The following is a 16175-nucleotide window of genomic DNA, read 5'->3' on the forward strand; positions in this document are numbered from 1 at the left end:
GGCCCGGGGCCGCGGAGGGTCAGGTCCGGGATTTCCCCGACGGCCGTGCCACGGGTCCGGACCGCGGCGGCATTGCTGGCGGGATCCTCCTACGGCGGCGCTCGCGACGCGGAGCGCGGGCGCCGTGCCGCCGTCCCGTCGTCGCCACCGGAAAAGGACCAGCACCCCGTGGGAACCGAACCGCTCCCCCCAGGACAGCGCCTCGCCAAGGTCTGGCCCGTCTCGCACCACGGCCCCGTCCCGACCGCCGACCGCCGCGGCTTCTGGGAGGAGCGCCGCTTCCACAACATCGGCGACCCCTGGAAGGAACAGCGCCACTCCTACCAGGAGGAGTAGTCCGAAACCCCGGCTCCGCCCGTCACCGCCGGCCGTTAGGGTGAAACCCGACCCTCCGTGCAGAAAGGCCCTGCGGCTCGCTGTGACCGAATCACGTACGCACACCCTGTTCTCCTTCGGCACGCTGATGGAGGAGCGGGTCCAGAACGCCCTCTTCGGCGGAGCCGTGCCCACCTCCCCGGCCTCGCTGGCCGGTTACACCACCCGGCCCCTGAAGATCACCGATCCGGCCGTGATCGCCGCCAGCGGGCTGGACGTGCACCTGATCCTGGAGCGCAGGCTCGGCGCCTCGGTCGAAGGCGCGGTGCTCCACCTCACCGACCGCGAGCTCGCGGCGGCCGACGCCTACGAGGTGGACGACTACACCCGCCGCCGGGTGGTCCTCTCCTCCGGCGAGAGCACCTGGGCCTACCTGGACGCGAAGCCGCTGCGCCCGGCGGAGCGCATCGTCGTCGTGGGCGACAGCATCGCCTACGGACGCTGCGACCCGCGGGGCGGCTGGGCGGGCCACCTGGCGGCCGCCCACATCGCCGGGAACGAAGCCGAACGCCGGCTCTTCAACCTGGCGGTGCCCGGCAGCACCCTCGCCGACGTCGGCGAGCAGACGCCCGCACTCCTGGCGGCCCGCCGACCCGACACCCTCCTGGTCGCCGCCGGCATCAACGACTCCGCCGTACCGCTCGCCGGCGCGCAGGACATCGACGCCGACGCACCCGCTGATTTCGCGCCGCTCACCCACAGCCTCGACGCGCTGGCCGCCACCGCCCTGAGCCGGGGCGCCCGGCTCGTCGTCGCCGGACCGTCCTGGCTCGACGAGGACCGCACCCGCGACTACGAGGGCCTGCGCTTCACCCGGGCGCGCGCACTGGCCCTGCGCGCCTTCCTGCGGGCCTGGTGCGAGGCGAACCACATCGACCACCTCGACTTGTGGGAGCCGCTCCGGGAGCGGACCGACCTGCTCGCCGACGGCCTGCACCCCACCGCCGAAGGCCACCTGGCACTCTACGAGCACCTCGACGCGCTGGGCCGCTGACCACCTCACCGCCCTCGGCGGTCCGGGCGAAGCCGCTTGTAACCCCGGGGGCGCACCGCCCGTCACCTGCGCGCAACAGGGACTTCCTACGTTGGACCGCGACGGGACCGGCCTGCACACGGCCGCAGCGGCCCGGAGCGGTGCGGTGTCGGCCGAAGGCACGAGGAGGTCCGCGGTGGCGGAGGCGGGTGCGGAGGCGAAGGCCGCGACCGGGCAACGGGTGCGTACGGTCTGCTCCTACTGCGGGGTGGGGTGCGGGATCGTCCTGGACGTCGCCACGGGCGACGACGGCCGCCGTACGGTGGCCAAGGCCGTCGGGGACAAGCAGCACCCGGCGAACGCCGGGCGCCTGTGCACCAAGGGCGCCACGCACGCCGACATGCTGGCGGCACCGGGCCGGCTGACCACCGCGCTGGTCCGCGGCGAGCGGGGCGCCGGGCCCGCCCCCGCCGCGGTGGAGGCGGCCGTCGCCGAGGCGGCCGCGCGCCTGCGGGAGCTCCTCGACGCGCACGGCCCCGACGCGCTGGCGCTCTACGTCTCCGGCCAGATGTCCCTGGAGGCCCAGTACCTGGCGAACAAGCTGGCCAAGGGCTTCCTGCGGACGAACCAGATCGAATCCAATTCGCGGCTGTGCATGGCGAGCGCGGGCACCGGCTACAAGCTCTCGCTCGGCGCCGACGGGCCGCCCGGCTCGTACGAGGACTTCGAGCGGGCGGACGCCTTCTTCGTCATCGGCGCCAACATGGCCGACTGCCACCCCATCCTCTTCCTGCGGATGATGGACCGCGTCAAGGTCTCCGGTGCCAAGCTGATCGTGGTCGATCCCCGGCGCAACGCCACCGCCGACAAGGCGGACCTGTTCCTGCAGATCCGGCCGGGCACCGACCTGGCCCTGCTCAACGGCCTGCTGCACCTCCTGGTCGAGGGCGGCTGGACCGACCCCGCGTTCATCGCCGAGCACACCGAGGGCTGGCAGGACATGCCCGCCTTCCTGGAGGACTACGCGCCCGACCGGGTCTCCCGGATCACCGGCGTACCGGAGGCCGACATCCGGCTGGCCGCCCGCTGGATCGGCGAGGCGGGCGAGTGGACGAGCTGCTGGACCATGGGCCTCAACCAGTCCACCCACGGCACCTGGAACACCAATGCCCTGGTCAACCTGCACCTCGCCACCGGAGCCATCTGCCGCCCGGGCAGCGGCCCCTTCTCCCTCACCGGCCAGCCCAACGCGATGGGCGGGCGGGAGATGGGTTACATGGGGCCGGGGCTGCCCGGCCAGCGCTCGGTCCTGGTGGCGGAGGACCGCGACTACGTCGAGGAGCTGTGGGGCGTGCCGAAGGGCACCCTGCGCACCGACGTCGGCCGCGGCACCGTGGAGATGTTCGAGAAGATGGCCGCCGGCGAGATCAAGGCGTGCTGGATCATCTGCACCAACCCGGTCGCCTCCGTCGCCAACCGCAGCACCGTGATCAAGGCCCTGGAGACCGCCGAACTCGTCATCACTCAGGACGTGTTCGCGGAGACCGAGACCAATGCCTACGCCGACATCGCGCTGCCCGCGACGCTGTGGGCCGAGGCGGACGGCGTGATGATCAACTCGGAGCGCAACCTCACCCTGGTGCAGGGGGCCGCCGACCCGCCCGGCGAGGCCCTGCCCGACTGGCAGCTGATCGCCCGGGTCGCCTGCGCAATGGGGTTCGCCGAGGCGTTCACGTACACGTGCGCCGAGGAGGTGTTCGAGGAGCTCCGGCAGGCCTGGAACCCGAAGACGGGCTGGGACCTGCGCGGGGTCACCTACGACCGGCTGCGCTCGGGCCCGGTGCAGTGGCCGGCCGCCCCGGGCGGGCCGGACCGCAACCCGGTCCGCTACCTCAACGACGGGGTCAGCCAGACCCTGACCGAGCGACCGGACGGCACCCGCCCCCGACTGGTCTTCCCGACGTCCACGGGACGGGCCGTCTTCTTCGCCCGTCCGCACCTGCCGGACGGCGAACTCCCCGACGACGACTACCCGTTCGTGCTCAACACGGGCCGCCTGCAGCACCAGTGGCACACCCTGACCAAGACCGGCAAGGTCGCCAAGCTGGGCAAGCTCAACCCCGGACCGTTCGTGGAGATCCACCCGCAGGACGCGGCCGCGCTCGGCATCGAGGAGGGCGACGGGGTGGAGGTGGCCTCCCGGCGCGGGCGGGCCGTGCTGCCCGCCGTCGTCACCGATCGGGTCCGGCCCGGGAACTGCTTCGCCCCCTTCCACTGGAACGACCTGTACGGCGAGTACCTCAGCGTCAACGCCGTCACCGACGACACCGTCGACCCGCTCTCCTTCCAGCCCGGGTTCAAGATGTGCGCGGTGACCTTGGCCAAGACGCGGGCCCCGGTTCCCGCGGCGGCCCTGCCGGCCGGCACGGGCGCGGGATCCGGGGCCGCCGGGGCCGGGGCCGGATCCGGATCGGGCATCGTCGCCGCGCTGGCCCGTCCCGCGACGGCCGCCCCGCCCGACCCCGCCACGGCCGCCCCGCCCGACCCCGCCACGGCCGCCCTCGCCTGCGTGTTCGGGCTGGAGGACCGGACCCCGCCCGCCCTCTCCGACCGGGAACGCCAGTACCTCGCCGGTTTCCTCGCCGGGCTGGCCTCCGCCCCGCCCGGCCCGGGAGTCCCCTCGCTGCCCGCCGGCGCCCCCTTCGAGGCCGGGCACGCACTCTGGGTCGACGGCGTGCTCGCCGGCACGTACGCGCGTACGGCGACCGCCCTGGCCGGCGCTCCCCCGGCCGTTCCGGCCACCGCTCCCGCCGCCCCGGACCGGCCGGCCCGGCACACCACGGTCCTGTGGGCCTCGCAGACGGGCAATGCCGAGGAGCTCGCGGCCACCGTCGGAGCGGCCCTGACCGGGAGCGGCTCCCCGGCGAGCGTGCACGGCATGGCGGACCGCACGGCGGCCGCCCTGACGCCCGGTACCGATCTGCTGGTCATCACCAGCACCTTCGGCGACGGCGACGCGCCGGACAACGGAGCCGCGTTCTGGGAGTCCCTCAGCGCTGCCGACGCGCCCCGCCTCCAGGACGTCCGGTACGCGGTGCTCGCCCTGGGGGACTCCGCCTACGACGCCTTCTGCGGCCACGGCCGCCGGCTCGACCGGCGCCTCGAAGAACTCGGGGGCCGGCGCCTGCTGCCCCGCGTGGACTGCGAGCCCGACTACGAGGAGCCCGCGCGGCGGTGGCTGGAGCAGGTGCGCGAGGCGCTCGTGGCCGCCCCGGACCCGGAGCAGCCCGTCGCGGGGCCCCGGCCCGCGGCGGACCGCCGAGCCCCCCACACCGCCCGACTGTCCGGCAACCGGCTGCTCAGCCTGCCCGGAGCCGCCAAGGAGGTCCGCCGGTTCACCTTCGACCTGGGCGAGGACGGCCCGGCGTACGAGGCGGGAGACGCCCTCGGGGTCCAGCCGGTCAACTGCCCCGGCCTGGTGACGCAATGGCTGGCCGCCACCGGTCTCTCCGCGGACGCGGAGGTCGCCGTACCCGGCCGCGACCCCATGCCGTTCGCCGAGGCCCTCCACCGGCACCTGGACATCACCCGGCTCACGCCCGACCTGCTGCGCTTCATCACCGAGCACACCGGCGACCGCACGCTCAAGCAGTTGACCCGCCCCGACAACAAGGACGGCCTGGCCCGGTGGACCTGGGGGCGACAGCCCGTCGACGTCCTGGCCGAGTTCCCGGTGCGGATCGGTGCCCAGGAGTGGGCCGAGCGCCTACGGCGCCTGGGACCCCGCCTCTACTCGATCTCCTCCAGCCCGCTCGTCGACTCCCGCCGGGTCAGCCTGACCGTCTCGGTCCTGCGCTACGAGGGTCCGGGCGGCCACCACCGCACGGGCGTCGCCTCCGCCTTCCTCGCGGACGCCGAACCGGGCACGCCCGTACCGCTGTTCGTGCAGGGCTCGGCGCACTTCCGCCCGCCCGCGGGTGCGGACACCCCGGCGATCATGATTGGTCCGGGGACCGGCATCGCACCGTTCATGGCCTTCCTCGAACACCGCCGGGCGCTCGGCCACCGGGGCGGAAACTGGCTGTTCTTCGGCGAACAGCGCCGCGCCACCGACTTCTACTACCGCGAGGAGCTGGCGGAACTCCACCGGCACGGCACGCTCACCCGGCTCGACCTGGCCTTCTCCCGCGACCAGCGGACCAAGGTCTACGTCCAGGACCGCATGCGCGAGCACGGCGCCCAGGTGTGGTCCTGGCTCCAGGACGGCGCCCACTTCTACGTGTGCGGCGACGCGAGCCGAATGGCCAAGGACGTGGACCGGGCACTGCGCGACATCGCCATGACGCACGGGGGCCTCGACGCCGACGAGGCCGCCGCGTACCTGAAGCAGCTCTCCGCCGCCAAGCGGTACGGCCGCGACGTGTACTGAGCGTGGAGGACCTGGCCGCCGACAGCGAGGGCGATACGGGGCGCCGGGCCTGGAGGACAGGACGTCGGGCCCGCCGTGACGAGCGCTGTGGATCGCGTCCATGGCGACCTCCTCTGCGCGGCGAGTGGACAGGGAATCAGGTGACCGGAGCTTCGTGTGCGGCGTCCTCCTTCGCCGACGTCCGTGTCCGGGGCAGGACGAGACGGGTCAGGGCCAGTCCGATCAGGCTCAGCACCGCGCCCGCCAGGCCGGTCCACCGCAGAGCACCGGCGGCGGCGATCGCGCTACCGATGACCGAGCCGGCTGCGGCCCCCAGGTTGAAGGCGCCCACGTTGACGGAGACCGCCAGGCTCGGCGCGGCGCCCGCGTGGTGCAGGATCAGTCCCTGCAGCGGGGCGATGGTCGCGGTGGCGAACAGACCGAGTACCAGGACCGCTGCCACGGCGGTGGGCTGCCACACCACGGCGAACGGGAGGAGCAGGAGCGTCCCCGCCAACCCGCCGAAGACCCCGCGTACGGTGGCGCTCATCGACTTGTCGGTCAGCTTTCCGGCGGTGATGTTGCCGAGGAAACTACCCGCGCCGTAGGCGAGCAGCAGACCGGAGACCGCCGCGGCGGAGAAGCCGGAGACCCGAGTCAGCAGCGGGGCGATGTAGGTGAACACCGTGGCGACCCCGGAGAAGCCCACCGCGGTGGTGGCGATGGCGAGCACGACCGGCCGACGCGTCACCACGCGCACCTCGTCACGCAGTCGCGTGGACGGTGCTTCCTGCCGGGGCAGTACGGCGGCCAGGAGCACGGTGCCCACCAGGGACAGAACGGTCAGCACGGCGAATGGAGCCCGCCATCCGGCGCCCTGCCCGAGCAGTGCCCCCAGGGGCACTCCGAGGAGCGTGGCCACGGTGAAGCCGGAGGCCACGGTGGCGATGGCCGAGCCCGTCTTCTCAGCCGGGACCACCCGAGTCGCCGTCACCAGCGCCAGGGCCAGGAAGGCGGCGTGACCCAGCGAGGACACCACGCGGCCCACCAGGAGCAGGCCGAACGACGGCGCCACGGCGCTGATCGCGCTGCCGGCCGCGAACAGCAACATCAGCCCGATGGCGAGGCCCTTGCGCGGCAGACGCGAGGTCAACAGGACCATGAGCGGCCCTCCGACCACGACTCCGAGCGCGTATGCGGTCACTGCTTGTCCGGCGGTTCCCACGGAGACGTCCAGATCCTCGCCGACCTGGGGCAGCAACCCGGCGATCAGGTACTCCGAGGTACCCACGACGAAGACGCTCACGCACAATGCGGCGAGCGTCGCGAAACCCTTGTTCACCTTCATGCCGCAGACGCTAAAGTCTCACATCGGTATGAGAGTCAAGTCGAACGGGCCAGGTCCGCGCGGCCATCGGGAGGTCCTCGTGCGCATCGGTGAGTTGTCCCGGCGGACCGGCGTGGCCGTGTACTCGTTGCGCTACTACGAGGAGCAGGGTCTGCTGCATCCGCAGCGTCGCCCCAGCGGTTACCGGGAATACGTCGAGGAGGACGTTGCCGTTGTCCGCCGCATCCGCAGCCTGCTGGCCGCCGGCCTGGGCACCTCCACGATCACCGCGGTCCTGCCGTGCCTGCGGGACACCGGCGACCGTCTCGTCCCCACCTGCTCGGACCTGCTCGCCGACCTCCACCAGGAGCGCGACCGCATCGCCCAGGCCATCAGCGACCTTCAGGCTTCCATGGACGCGCTCAACGACGTCATCGCCGCGGCTCCGGCCGACGTCACCCGCAGGGCACTGGCTTCACTCGACGGGTGAACGAACCGGCTCTCACGAACGACCCACCGGACGATCCGCTCGCGCCGGTGCTTGGCGCACGGGGATTGTCGACACCTCCAATCTCGCCTGCTCAAGCGCTACGCGACTTGGGCCTTCGGGCAAGCATTTGCCAGGTGATTGTCGAATATTGACCGCAGATGCAGGATGGTGTCGGCAGGTTGTGCGTGGAGGAGGTCATCTGATGGGCGAGGGAGATCACGGCAGCGCCGTCCGGGGCTGGCTGCGGGGGATCGAGGTCTTCGCGGGGCCCCTTCCGGAGTTCGAGCCGGAGCGGGCTCCGGCCGATCCCGTGCGGCTCTTCCTGTCCTGGCTCTCCGACGCCGTGGCGGACGGACTGCGCGACCCGCACGCGATGACCCTGTCCACCGTGGACGAGGCCGGCGACCCGGACGCCCGCGTGCTGCTCCTCAAGGGGGTGGACGATGCCGGATGGCAGTTCGCCGGGCACGGCTTCAGCCCCAAGGGACACCAACTGGCCGTCCACCCACGGGCCGCACTCACCTTCTACTGGCCCGAGCACGGTCGTCAGGTCCGCCTGCGCGGACCCGTGACGCCCGGCTCCGCCCAGGACAACGCGACCGACTTCCTGGGCCGGTCGGACACGGCGCGCGCCGAATCCCTGCTGGCCCGCCAGAGCCAGTACCTGGCGGATCCGGTGGAACGCGACCAGGCCCTGGAGAAGGCCCTGGCCCTGATCCGGCAGGAGCCATCGGCTCCCCCGCCGCCGACCGTTCCCCCCACCGCCGCCCGGACGAACGCATCGCCCGGTTCATCGCCGAGGCCCTCGGTGACTCCCGGACCGTTCTCGACGTCGGCGCCGTCGCCGAGGAACTACCCTTCATGGACGGTGAGTTCGACGCGACGATGACCCTGTTCGGCGTCCACCAGTGGCCCGACGTACGGGCCGGACTGCGCGAGATGCGGCGCGTGGCCCGAGGCCCGGTGGTCATCTTGACCTGTGACCCCGATCTGGTCCGGGACTTCTGGCTGTACCGGTACGCGCCGGAGGTCCTCGATACCGAGGCCCTGCGCCACCCGACCGTCGAAGAGCTGGCCTCGGCCCTGGGCGGCTCCGGCACGGTCCAGACCGTGCCCATCCCCCTGGACTGCACCGACGGGTTCAACGAGGCCTACTACGGGCGCCCGGAGGCACTGCTCGACCCGGCCGCCCGGCAGGCGTGCTCGGCCTGGAGCTTCGTCGACGACCGGGTGCGCGAGCACTTCGACCGGACCCTCCGCGCGGACCTGGAGTCCGGTGCCTGGGACGAGGAGTTCGGCCACCTGCGCAGTCGGCCGACCTACGAGGGATCGCTCGTGATCGTGCGCGCGACCCCGTAGGAAGCATCGGAAGAAGAGGACGAAAGCGATGTCAGTACCCGACCGGATGGACGAACGACTGCGCGCCCTGGGGCTGGTGGAGACCCAGCGCATGGCCGAGGCCCTCTTCGCCGCGACCGCGGCCCGCGGCCTCGTGGTGCCGGGCCGCGGTGGACGCGAGGCGAGCGATCGGATCGGGGACCTGGCGTGGGAACTGTTCGGCACGGCCGCACGCCTGCCCGGGCCCATCGTGCGCTCCGGCCCGCACGCCCTGCTCCCGTACGGCCCGGAGACACCGGACCGGGTGATCGGCGAGGACGACCTCGTCGTCGTCGAACTCGGTTCGGTGCTCGCGGTGTCCGAGGTCGGTTTCACCTCGACCCTCGTCTTCGGCGAGGACCCGGACAAGCACCGGCTCGCCCTGGACCTGCCGAGGATGTTCACCGCCTGCCGCGAGGCCTGCTCGCCGATGCGTCCCTCACGGGCGGGCGGTTGCACGCCAAGCTCCTGGCGCTCGCCGCCGGGGCGGGCTGGACGGTGGCCGGATGGCACTGCGGTCACCTGGTCGGGGCCGATCCCGCGACCGGAGTCCGGGACGCCCGGCCGGACGCGTACATCTGCGCGGAGAACGACCGTCCGCTGCGCCGGACCGTCGAGGGAGGGTGGCGGGCCCGCTGGATCCTGGAGATCCATCTGGTCGACCGGCGCCGTGGTTTCGGCGGCTCGTACAAGCGGCTGCTGGACCTCGTCTGAAGAATCGCCGGTCGGGCCGTCTGCCCATCATCAACCGGCCGTCAGACCAGCGGCACCGGAGCGCCGTCGTCCGTCCAGTCCGGGGGGATCGCGGCCAGCACGTCGCCCACGGCGGCCCCCTGGAGGAAGGCGGCGCGGTACCCGTCGACGATCTGGGCCCGCGCGCCGTCCCAGACGACGGGCACCAGCCGGGTCAGTCCGGGGGCGGGTCGCGCCCGCCCGTGCACCGGTACGCACGGCAGGTGACCGAGGGCGCGTCCGGACAGGCCCGCGATCAGGGGGCCGAGCAGGGTGCGGGCGGCGACCAGCGCGGCGTACGGATTGCCCGGCAGCCCCACCACCCAGCGGTCCGGGGCCAGTTCGGCGAGCAGCATGGGGTGGCCGGGGCGGCAGGCGACCGTGTCGACAACCATCCGCGCCCCGGCCTCGTCCAGCAACCGGCGCAGTTGGTCGGTGGCGCCGACGGAGGTGGAGCCGGTGACCACGACGACGTCCGCGCCCCGCACCGCGTGCACGGCCCCGGCCAGCCGGCCGCCCGGCCGGTCGGGGACGTACCGCACGTCTTCGGTTGCGCCGCCGAGTTCGGCGACCAGCGCCGGGAGCAGTGGCCCGAGGGCATCGCGCACCCGGCCCGGTCCCGGCACGCCCGCGCGGTCCAGCTCGTCCCCGGTGACCAGTACTCCGACCCGGGGACGCGGCCGAACCGGCAGCGTGTCGTGGCCGCACGAGGCGGCGAGTCCGAGCAGCGCGGGGCCGATCCCGGTGCCGGCGGGGGCGAGACGGCGGCCCGCGGGGGCGTCCTCGCCCGCCCGCCGGACGTGCCGCCCCGGCGGCGGCAGCGGGCCGGACACCCGGCCGTCGTCCGTGGTCACCGCCGCCTCCAGTGGGAGCACGGCGCGGGCACCGGCCGGCACCTCGGCCCCGGTGGAGATCTCCACGCACTCCGCCGCGCCGAGCACGCCCGCCCACGGCGCGCCCGCGCGGACGGCGGCCCGTACCCGCCAGGGGCCGGTGCCGGACACCGCATAGCCGTCCATCGCGGCCGTGTCGAAACCCGGGAGCGGCTGCAGGGTGGGCAGGGCGTCGGCCAAGGTGAGTCCGGCGGCGTCGCGCAGGGGCACCCTACGGGCGGGCAGCGGGCGGGCAGCGCCGTGGGCCAGGACCCGGGCCCGCGCCCAGGACACCACCGGTGGCCGTGCCGGGACCCGGGGCACGGCAGCGGGGACGGGGGTGCAGACGTGATCGGAGGCGGGGGCGGGCGCGGGGGCGGGCGCGGTCGTCGGAAGCATGGACACGACTGTCGGCCCGGGGCGTTTCCGGTTCCCCCCGGGAGGGTTGCGGTTGCGCTCCGATCCGCTCACCTCCCGCGACACACGGGTGTGATCCCCCCGCACCGCCCCGGGGGGATCAGGAGGCGGCGAGGGAGATCTCGGTCGACTTGATCAGGGCGACGACGGAGGTACCGGAGGCCAGGCCCAGGGCCTCGACGGCGTCCTTGGTGATCGCGGCGGTCAACTCCCCGCCCTCGACGGAGACCTTCACCGAGCCCATGGCGCCACCGGTCGCGACGTCCGTGACGGTGCCGGCGATCTGGTTGCGGATGGAGATGCCCTCGACCGGACCGGTCGCGAGGGACACCTCGGTCGCCTTCACCAATGCCTTGACGGAGGAGCCCTCGGCGAGGCCGAGGTCCTTGACGGCGTCGGTGGTGATGGCGGCGGTGATGTCCTGACCGCCGACCAGGCGCACCTTCACCGAGGCCATGGCCTCGCCGGCGGTGACAGCGGTGACGGTGCCGGCGATCTGGTTGCGGATGGACAGGCTCATGGAAAACACGCCTCACATGGTCGGAAACGGAACCGCAAGCACGTCTGTGACCTGCGTCATGGCCGAACGTACCCGATGGATTAGCGGGGCCGGAGCGCACCCATCGCATTCGCCAACCGAATGGGCGCAACCTCCTCGCGCATTCCAGAAAGGCCCGATCTCCTCTTACTTTCTCGGCCCTCCAACTGCCTGAACTGGGACTTTTGACCCGGTTGGCGGAATCGGCACCCCATCGGGCAAGGCTCGACGAATTGCAGATGCCGGCCTCCTGATGCCCCATTGGCCTTGGAACCGGGTACCCGGTTGCTGGTACGGGCCGGCGGCGCCACCCCGGCAGCCCGGCCCGACACCGCCCCCGACCGCCCGCCGGTGGAACTCGCCCGGGCCGCCGGCTCCGACCCGCTCTTCGCCGGGGCCACCCGGCCCTCCCCGGCCCTCCGGCCGGCCTGCGACCCGCTGGAACTGCCCGCCGGCGCCGTGGTCCTGGCCTCCTGCGACGGGTATCCGGAGCAGGCGTTCCGGATCGGCACCAGCGCCTGGGGCGTCCGCTTCCTGCCGCAGGGACTCCCTCTGGACCCCTGGGGCGAGCAGCTCCTCGGCCGGTTCGCCACCCTCGTGGCCGCCCGCGCCGAACACACCGCCACCCGGGCCTTCTTCACCCGCCGGGCCGACGCCTGGGAGGAGCGGTTCGCCTACCAGACCCCCGTCTACGAAGCGGCGATCGCCCGGCTGCGGCTGGCACCGGGCGGGCGGGCCCTCGACCTCGGCTGCGGCACCGGACGTGCGATGCCCGCGCTCCGGGCGCAGGTCGGACCCCGCGGCCAGGTGCTCGGCGTCGACCTCACCCCAGCGATGCTGGCCGCCGCCGCCCGGCACGGCCGCACCCGCCACGGGTCCCTCCTCGCCGCTGACTGCACCCGGCTCCCCTTGGCCTGCGCGTCCGTGGACGGCATCTTCTCGGCGGGGCTGCTCGACCACCTCCCGGACCCGACCGCCGCCCTGCGCGAATGGGCCCGCGTCACTGCGGCCGACGGCGTCCTGCTGCTCTTCCACCCGTCGGGCCGCGCGGAGCGCGCCGCCCGACACGGCCGCTCCCCCGGCCCCGACGACCTCCTCGCCGAGGGCAACCTCCGCCGCGCACTCGAGACCACGGGTTGGCAGCTGGAGGAGTACGAGGACGCCGCCGGTCACTTCCTGGCCCGTGCGGTGCCGCTCGGCTAGGCCTCCCTTTCGGATCTCGTCGGCCGAGCCCGCGACGGCCGTGCTCAGAGGCGGTGGATCCGCTCGATGCCGTACCAGTTCGAGACGCAGGCCGCGACCCAGTCCCGCTCGTAGTCGGAGGTGAAGAAGGGTTCGGCCAGGCTCCCGATGTGCAGGGGGCGGTATCCGAGGTCGGTGGCGCCCGCCGCGGCTTCGGTCCGGATGCGGTGGTTCTGGGCGTCCCACGCCACCGCGCGGGTGACCGTGGCGGTGGTGAGCTGCTTGACGCTCGGGACGAGCACGGCCAGCGAGACCAGTGCCAGTCCGGCCGCGACCGCGATGCCCGCCGGCAGGGCCGCGCCGGCGATCCCCCGGCGCGCCAGGTACCGGCGGGCCCACACCCCCAGCAGGACGCCGTAGGCGCACAGCGCCAGTTCCATCGGTACGAGGTAGTTCGTCCAGGTGCGGGCGTACGTCCAACCGGTCGGCCCGTAGCCGCTGCGCAGCCCCACCACCACCGCGAACGACCCCAGCACCACGACGAGCACCGGCAGCAACAGGAGGGCGACCAGCATCCTCCGCGGGACGGCCCGGCCCGATTCCCGTTTCCCGGGCGCGGGCACGGGCGCCGCGAGCCCGGCCCCCAGGCCCAGCAGGAGGCCGACGGCGGCGGCTCCGAGGTAGGCCCACTGGCCGGTGACCGTGTCCCACATGTGGAGCCAGTCCTCGTAAGTGCCGCGGAGTTCACCCGAGGAGAGCAGGGACTCCTTGGCCGGCTGCTGGGCGCGGCGCCACCGGGCGCCGGGGGACGTGGTGAGCACGATCAGCCCGCAGACGATCCCGGAGCACCAGAGCAGGCACCAGGTGAACGGGTGCCAGGTCCGCGCCAGCCCCAGGCGGGGCACGGCGAGCAGCCCCACGCAGGCCGCGAGGAGTCCGCTGACGAGGGAGAACGACTCGCTCAGCGTGCCGACCGCGAACCCGATGAGGAACGCCGCGGCGAAGCCGCCCGCACGCACGGGGGCCCGGGGTTGGCGGACGGTCCAGATGCCCAGCAGCAGCGCCCACACTCCGATGACGCTCGGAACGGTGTGGGAGATCGTGGCCGGTGCCCACAGCAGGACCTGGTAACTGCGCGTGCCGCCGTAGTAGATCAGGGCCTGGACGGCCAGGGAGGCGGCGAACAGGAGCAACACCGGGGGTCTCACGCCGAGGCACCGCAGGAACTGGATCCCGAGCAGGACCAGGCCGACGGTGAAGGCGACGGCGATGGCGGTCGGCAGGATCTTCATCCCCGTGAGTCCGTCGCCGTAGACGAGTCCGCTCAGGAAGGCATTGGTGATCCGGCCGTTCTGGGTGGCGTAGAAGTCGTGCGTGATGCCGAGGACACCCAGATCGCGGGACTTCCATGCGGCGCACCAGTCGTCCGAGGTGGGCCGTAGGTAGAGGCCGAGGAAGCAGCCGACGGCGATCAGGGCTCCGGCCGCCGCCACGAGGGAGCCGCCCGCGACCGGCAGGAGCCCACGGACGAACCGGCGGTTCCCCTCGGTCGAAGCAGTGCTCATCCACCAGTCCTTCGCAGCGAAGCGCGGCCGGACCGACGTCCAACGGCTCGTGCGCCTGCCGGTTCCGGTCACACCAATCTGCACGGTTCGCCGCTCACCGGCATCCGGGAGGAGGAGGTACGGGGTCGGGCCCGCGGGCCTCCTGCCGTGCGCCACCGGCGTCTTCTCCCCTGCTTCGGCAGCATCTGAGTCGCTGCATCGGTTACTCCGTCCGTTGCTCCGTGCGTGGTTCCGTGCGTGGTTCCGTGCGTTGCTGCGCCCGCTGCTCCGTACGGGAACGCGGGGCCCTTCGGGCCCTTCCCCTCCCGTCACCCGGGCGGCGGGCATGTCATGGCGGGCTCCGCACATCCGGCCCACGATGGGTGCTCCGGGGGGCCGCGCGCTCGGAAGCCCGACAGAAGGAGTGGCGATGCCTGCTGCCCTGCTCGTCCGCTGGGCGGCCCTCGCAGCGTCCCTCGCGAGCGTCGCCCTCCCGGTGTGCGTCGCGGCGAGCCCCGTCGGCCGGCCCTCCGGGAAGGAGCGGACAGTCTACTTCGTCCGACCCCTCGGACACCAGAGCCACGGCGAAGCCGAGGGCCGCTACGCGCCCCTGTCGATGCTCGTCGCCCCCACCATCGGCCTCCTCTCCAACACCACCGCCGCCGAGGGCGTCACCTCTGCCGTCGCCGGGGGCGCGCGGTACGTCGAGCGGAGCCACGTACTGCGGCTGCTGTCCGGTCGGTGGAAATACCTCCCCGTCGGCCGGACGGCGTCGGTCGTGGCGGCCCCGGAGGACCCGACGGCCCGTCTGCAGATCGCGGAGAGCCGCGACTGGCTGGCCGGCGGCCGGGTGCCCGGCGACTCGGCGGCCCGGCGCGCGACGGCCGAGCGGGCCCTCCTGGCCATGCGCGCCCTGCTGCGGCCGAACGGGGCCATGGCGGCGGGCTGGTCCCCCGGCTGGATGTACTCCTGGCCGCGCGACTCCAGCTTCGCCTCCGCCGCGTTCGCGCACACCGGCCACGACGCCGAGGCCTACCGGATCCTGCGCTACAGTGCCGCGACCCAGCGGGGGGACGGCACCTGGGACGCGCGGACGGAACTCGACGGATCCGGCCCCCCGGACAGCAGGCGGTGGCAGCTCGACGCCAACGGCTGGGTCCCCTGGGCCACCTGGCAGTGGTACCGGACGGCGCCTCTCGTCACTCGCCGCGCCCGGCTGACCGCCCTCTACCCGATGATCCGCAAGGCGGCCGACCGCTCGGCGGCCTCCCTCGGGCCGAACGGGCTGCCTCCGGCCTCCCCAGACTACTGGGAGGTGATGACGACCACCGCCAACATCGGTACGGCCGCACCCTTGTTGGCCGGACTCCGCGCCGCCGCGGACCTCGCCGACGCGCTGGACCGGCCCGGGGACGCGGCCCGCTGGTCCGGCGCCGCCGGGCGGCTCTCCAGCGGGATCTCCCGGACGTTCGCCCCGCTCGGCTATCAGCGCACCGTCGACGGACAGCACGGACGGGACAGCGCGGTGGCCTTCATGGCGCCCCCCTTCAACACGGCCCCGGCCGACCTGCCCCGGGCGCTGGACACCACGTACGAGGCGCTGCTGCTGCCCAACGGGGGGCTCACTCCCGGGAACGATCCGACCGCGCCCTGGGGTGCGAACGCCTGGACCCCCAGTACGTCGTTCTTCGCCCTCGCATGGGCGGGCACCGGGCAGCCCGCGAAGGCCCGTCAGGTCCTGGACTGGGTCCTCGCCAAGCGGAACCCGCTCGGGGAGCTGCCCGAGAAGGTGGACCGGGCGGGCAGGCCTTCATCGGTCGCACCACTGGGCTGGACGGCCTCGATCGTCGTCCTCACGTTGGTGGCCCTCGATGGCGGGGGGCTCCCGACACCACCCCCGGGGCCGTAACGAAAGGGGCCCGTAGCCCCTCAGCCCTTCA

General features: G+C 73.5%; 13 protein-coding genes and 1 pseudogene. 9 read left to right on the forward strand and 5 right to left on the reverse strand.

The features are described from left to right. Positions 1-243 precede the first annotated feature (243 nt). The 3 genes and pseudogenes from ACIQK6_RS04915 to ACIQK6_RS04925 form a co-directional block, all read left to right on the forward strand. A pseudogene (locus ACIQK6_RS04915) lies at positions 244-336 on the forward strand (sulfite oxidase-like oxidoreductase); the annotation flags it as partial. Between the two features lie 82 nt (positions 337-418). Then, positions 419-1369, forward strand: coding sequence for a GDSL-type esterase/lipase family protein (locus ACIQK6_RS04920; protein WP_329095713.1), 951 nt, complete (start codon positions 419-421; stop codon positions 1367-1369). Between the two features lie 175 nt (positions 1370-1544). After that, positions 1545-5777 (forward strand): bifunctional nitrate reductase/sulfite reductase flavoprotein subunit alpha, encoded by a 4233-nt coding sequence (locus ACIQK6_RS04925; protein ID WP_329095715.1) that lies wholly within the window; start codon positions 1545-1547, stop codon positions 5775-5777. 136 nt (positions 5778-5913) lie between these two features. Here ACIQK6_RS04925 and ACIQK6_RS04930 read toward each other — a convergent pair whose 3' ends face one another. After that, complete coding sequence (locus tag ACIQK6_RS04930; RefSeq protein ID WP_329095718.1) at positions 5914-7104, reverse strand: MFS transporter; 1191 nt, start codon at positions 7102-7104, stop codon at positions 5914-5916. Between the two features lie 79 nt (positions 7105-7183). Between ACIQK6_RS04930 and ACIQK6_RS04935 the strand changes: the two genes are divergently transcribed. The 3 genes from ACIQK6_RS04935 to ACIQK6_RS04945 all read left to right on the forward strand — a co-directional run bounded on the left by ACIQK6_RS04935 (position 7184) and on the right by ACIQK6_RS04945 (position 8932). Continuing rightward, entirely contained in the window at positions 7184-7573 is a 390-nt protein-coding gene (locus ACIQK6_RS04935; protein ID WP_329095720.1) for a MerR family transcriptional regulator, read from the forward strand. A gap of 202 nt (positions 7574-7775) precedes the next feature. Next, positions 7776-8462 (forward strand): pyridoxamine 5'-phosphate oxidase family protein, encoded by a 687-nt coding sequence (locus ACIQK6_RS04940; protein ID WP_329095722.1) that lies wholly within the window; start codon positions 7776-7778, stop codon positions 8460-8462. Further along, a complete protein-coding gene (locus ACIQK6_RS04945; RefSeq protein ID WP_329095725.1) occupies positions 8435-8932 on the forward strand; it encodes a hypothetical protein in 498 nt (165 codons plus the stop codon). Before ACIQK6_RS04940 ends, ACIQK6_RS04945 begins: the two co-directional genes overlap by 28 nt. Before the next feature lie 31 nt (positions 8933-8963). On the opposite strand, the gene ACIQK6_RS04950 is transcribed toward ACIQK6_RS04945, so the two are convergent. After that, complete coding sequence (locus tag ACIQK6_RS04950; RefSeq protein ID WP_329095727.1) at positions 8964-9323, reverse strand: hypothetical protein; 360 nt, start codon at positions 9321-9323, stop codon at positions 8964-8966. Positions 9324-9403: 80 nt separating this feature from the next. Here ACIQK6_RS04950 and ACIQK6_RS04955 point away from each other — a divergent pair, with 80 nt between their 5' ends. Beyond that, positions 9404-9664: a hypothetical protein gene (locus ACIQK6_RS04955; RefSeq protein ID WP_329095729.1), complete on the forward strand. Its 261-nt coding sequence runs from the start codon at positions 9404-9406 to the stop codon at positions 9662-9664. A 41-nt stretch (positions 9665-9705) separates the two neighbouring features. Here the strand turns inward: ACIQK6_RS04955 and ACIQK6_RS04960 are convergent, their stop codons facing one another. Continuing rightward, positions 9706-10953: a molybdopterin molybdotransferase MoeA gene (locus ACIQK6_RS04960; protein ID WP_402694328.1), complete on the reverse strand. Its 1248-nt coding sequence runs from the start codon at positions 10951-10953 to the stop codon at positions 9706-9708. Between the two features lie 118 nt (positions 10954-11071). Next, positions 11072-11491 carry a TOBE domain-containing protein gene (locus ACIQK6_RS04965; RefSeq protein WP_329095733.1) on the reverse strand — a complete coding sequence of 140 codons (420 nt, stop codon included), beginning with the start codon at positions 11489-11491 and terminating at the stop codon, positions 11072-11074. A 279-nt stretch (positions 11492-11770) separates the two neighbouring features. Between ACIQK6_RS04965 and ACIQK6_RS04970 the strand changes: the two genes are divergently transcribed. Further along, positions 11771-12712 (forward strand): methyltransferase domain-containing protein, encoded by a 942-nt coding sequence (locus ACIQK6_RS04970; protein WP_402694329.1) that lies wholly within the window; start codon positions 11771-11773, stop codon positions 12710-12712. A 44-nt stretch (positions 12713-12756) separates the two neighbouring features. Here the strand turns inward: ACIQK6_RS04970 and ACIQK6_RS04975 are convergent, their stop codons facing one another. After that, positions 12757-14256 carry a DUF6056 family protein gene (locus tag ACIQK6_RS04975; protein ID WP_329095737.1) on the reverse strand — a complete coding sequence of 500 codons (1500 nt, stop codon included), beginning with the start codon at positions 14254-14256 and terminating at the stop codon, positions 12757-12759. A gap of 409 nt (positions 14257-14665) precedes the next feature. Here ACIQK6_RS04975 and ACIQK6_RS04980 point away from each other — a divergent pair, with 409 nt between their 5' ends. Further along, positions 14666-16144 carry a hypothetical protein gene (locus ACIQK6_RS04980; RefSeq protein ID WP_402694330.1) on the forward strand — a complete coding sequence of 493 codons (1479 nt, stop codon included), beginning with the start codon at positions 14666-14668 and terminating at the stop codon, positions 16142-16144. Positions 16145-16175: the final 31 nt, after the last annotated feature.

It is taken from the genome of Streptomyces sp. NPDC091682 (assembly GCF_044756625.1).
GTDB lineage: Bacteria > Actinomycetota > Actinomycetes > Streptomycetales > Streptomycetaceae > Streptomyces.